At 45.2% G+C, this 3,551-nt stretch carries 3 protein-coding genes; all 3 read left to right on the forward strand.

Going from position 1 to position 3,551, the window contains the following annotated elements; all coding sequences use genetic code 11:
- Positions 1–937: gamma-glutamyltransferase family protein (locus tag Q7P41_RS01950; protein WP_303881722.1), on the forward strand; the 937-nt coding region annotated here is incomplete at its 5' end.
- A 368-nt stretch (positions 938–1,305) separates the two neighbouring features.
- Positions 1,306–2,661 (forward strand): YjiH family protein, encoded by a 1,356-nt coding sequence (locus Q7P41_RS01955; protein ID WP_303881724.1) that lies wholly within the window; start codon positions 1,306–1,308, stop codon positions 2,659–2,661.
- A 246-nt stretch (positions 2,662–2,907) separates the two neighbouring features.
- Positions 2,908–3,285, forward strand: a complete 378-nt coding sequence (locus tag Q7P41_RS01960) for a substrate-binding domain-containing protein (protein WP_303881725.1) — start codon at positions 2,908–2,910, stop codon at positions 3,283–3,285.
- The last annotated feature ends 266 nt before the right edge of the window (positions 3,286–3,551 follow it).

Genomic DNA, 3,551 nt, shown 5'->3' on the forward strand with positions numbered 1-3,551 from the left:
GCGGGAGCCCGTGCGAGGCACTTATCGCGGTTATGAGATCGTGACCATGTGCCCGCCTAGCTCTGGAGGGCTTACTCTCCTGCAAATGCTTAAGATATTGGAAGGCTTCGATATAAAGTCAATGGGTCCATACAAAGCCGATACCATGCATCTGATGATAGAGACCATGCATTTGGCCTATGCGGATCGCGGCAAATATTTGGCGGACGGCGACTTCGTGGATATCCCGTATAAGGGGTATTTAAATCCCAAATATATCGAAGAACGCCGTGCCTTGATAGACATGAAAGCTGCAAATCAAGACGTTCAACCAGGGGACCCATGGAAGTATGAGGATCGCAAACAGGCTAAGGCCTTTCAAACTGTTGCTGCCTCGGACGAAAGGGGCGAGACAACCCATTTCACTGTGTTGGATAAATGGGGCAACATGGTATCCTACACTACAACGATAGAAGAAGCCTTCGGCAGCGGAATGATGGTGCCTGGGTATGGCTTCATGCTCAACAACGAAATGACCGATTTTGATTTTACTCCCGGTGGTATCAACCAAGTAGAGCCGAACAAACGTCCTCGAAGCAGCATGACTCCGACTATAGTGTTTAAAGGCGGGAAACCGGCCTTTAGCGTAGGTTCACCGGGCGGATCAACCATCATCGTATCGGTGCTGGAAGTGATCACAAACCTGCTGGATCATGGTATGAGCATACAGAGGGCCATCGATGCTCCGCGATTCATGAGCTCAAAATATCCAGATGTAAGTTGGGAAAGAGGAATACCCAAATCAGTACGAATTGAGCTGGAAGCCCGCGGACATAAATTCAAGGAAGAGCCCACAGTTCAAGGTAGCGTTCAGAGCATCGTCATAGACCTGGAAAGCGGCAAAATTTACGGTGGAGCCGATCCTCGCCGTGAAGGGACCGTGATTGGAGTATTGTAGTGGCGGTTATATTGCCCTTAGGTTAATATTAAATCTAAAGCAGCTGCACAGCTAGGAGAGGCCTTTGCATCTCCTAGCGGTTTTTATAAATCCTGTCCGAGTAGTTTTTTGGCATACACAAAGTTAGAAAAAAAAGAGTATGATCGTATGGTTGACTGCCCTCAAGGTTTAAGGGCAAGACAAAGAACAATCATGTGCAACTTTATTTGTTGAGTGCGATGCCCTTTAGTAAAACCGGAACGCGTGTGGTTATTGTGTGCATTGGATTCGGATTTACGCAATTTGCTCCTACCGCTTGACCTGGAGCAAATTGTGTGGATCATAGTTTATAAGGAATTATAATTTAATACAGTTAGGGGTGCTGGTATATGGATGCGTCAAAGCGTAAGTATAGTACTGCTGAAATTATGCGTTTTTTGATCCCATCGTTATTAGGTATTTTCCTTTTCTTGGTCCCCGTTCCCCAAGATGGGACTCTTAATACTGTTTTGGGGATCATAATCGATTGGGCTAAGGGAGCCTTTAAACCGTTTTTAACGGTCACGGCGATGATTTTAGTCGTGCTAAGCGCACTTATCACGCTGTATGCAACGCTTTTAAAGCCGAGTTCAATCATGAAAAACCAATTTTTTAAGGACCTCTTTGTGGTGGGCCCCCTTTGGATTGTCTCCAGAGTTGCGGGGGCGATATTTTTCATAATGATTTTTTATAAGATAGGGCCTGAAGCGATATGGAGCATGGATACCGGAGGAACGCCTGCATTGGTGCTGGCTCCTTCTTTGTTGGTGATTTTTAGCGTTTTGGCTGCTGCGGTTTCGCTTCTAACGGACTTCGGGCTAATGGAATACGTCGGGACTTTAGCTCGTCCATTGATGAATCCTCTTTTTAAACTTCCCGGGAGGTCCGCCATCGACTGCCTTGCATCGTGGATTGGAAGCAACTCCGTGGGTGTCGTAATTACTACAAGATTACATGACGCAGGGTATTACAGCGATCGTGAAGCGTCTATTATTGCTACATCTTTTTCTGTCATAAGTGTTGCCTATATTTATGTAATGGCCGATTTTGTCGGTTTGCCCCATATGTATTTTCAAATTTTGATTGCCATTTATGTTGTGTCTTTAATCCTTGCCATATTGGCACCACGCATGTGGCCGCTTAAAAACATGCCGGATACGTACTCGGGGAGGTCTGGGCAACGAATACCTGAAAAGGAAATTCCTGCTGGGTATTCATTGAGCGAATGGGCTTTGGCCTCCGCAGTGGAGAGGGCAAAAAAAGAAGGAATTGGGACAATAGTCAAGACTTGCTATCAAACCTTTTCTTTTCTTGTCGTAAGCACTATGCCGCTTGTTGTGTCATGGGGGACCATTGTGCTCATCATCGCAACTTATACACCCATATTCCAGTGGATATCTTTGCCCTTCGCTTGGTTGCTTGAATTGGTTAAAATGCCCGAAGCATACAAGGTAGCACCTGCATTTGTCCTCGCCTACGCCGATCAATTTTTGGCTGCAGTTATTGGAGCGGCTTGCACCACTGTTGCCGGCAAATTTATGTGTGCCTGCATATCTGCGACCGGCATAATTTATATGACCGAGATCGGAGTTTTGATATTAAACTCCTCAATACCTTTGAATTTTTGGCAACTTACGGCTATATACTTCATGAGGGCTGTGCTTTCGGTGTTTTTATTGGCCCCCTTTGTATGGTTGTTCTGTTGATATTGATATTTCTCCTTTTCTGCTTAAATTGCGCATAAAAAGGCAGAGACAAAATCTCTGCCTTTTTATAGTGTCATCCCCTCAGTAATGTCGGTTTTCCCTATGTGACGATTTTGTTACTTCATATCGATAGGTCTGTTACTTTCATTTGTTATCATTCGTTTGAAAGTTAAAAATAAAAATTGGAGGGGTAAATAATGATGAAAAAATTGCTGGTGTCGTTAGTTGCCATAATTTTGATCCTTGGTGCGTTTGGTAACGAGGGATACTAGCTCGGGTACGTACGAAGTATGGGAAGAAAAGGTCATGAAGGGCGACAAAGTAACGCCTAAAGCACAGATCATGGCCTCAAATGGCGCAATTGTACAGGCAGTCGCGACAAATCAATCGGCCGTTGGTTACATTGGGATAGGGTATCTAAACGAGAGCCTAAAAGGCTTAAGTGTGGAAAATATAGAGGCAAACGTAGAGACGGCCCGTACCGGAGAGTACCCGATTTCGAGATATCTTTTCATGTTTACGCGAGGATGGCCAACGGGAGAGACGATGAGGTTCATCAACTTTGTCTTGAGCGATGAGGGACAGAAGATCGTGACCGATACGGGGTTTGTCCCGATCAGGTAGTTGAGGTAAAGGGTCGGGAATTTACCCGAGCTGTTGTAGCCCCAGAGTTATGCTACAGTTCGGGTAAATTCCACGGTGGAATTGGAGTTATAATCTAAAAACAGTGAGGTTTAAGGTGTCAATTATCGGGACGAAAAGGTGAGATAAGATGACGAATATAACAGAAGAGTTTAGTTTTGAGCTGCCCACGAGGATCGAATATGGAGTGGGCGTTGCAAGTAAACTTGGAGAGGAAGTGAGGCTGCTTAAGGCGCAAAAGGTGTCCC

The sequence above is a fragment of the Acetomicrobium mobile genome, from assembly GCF_937920065.1.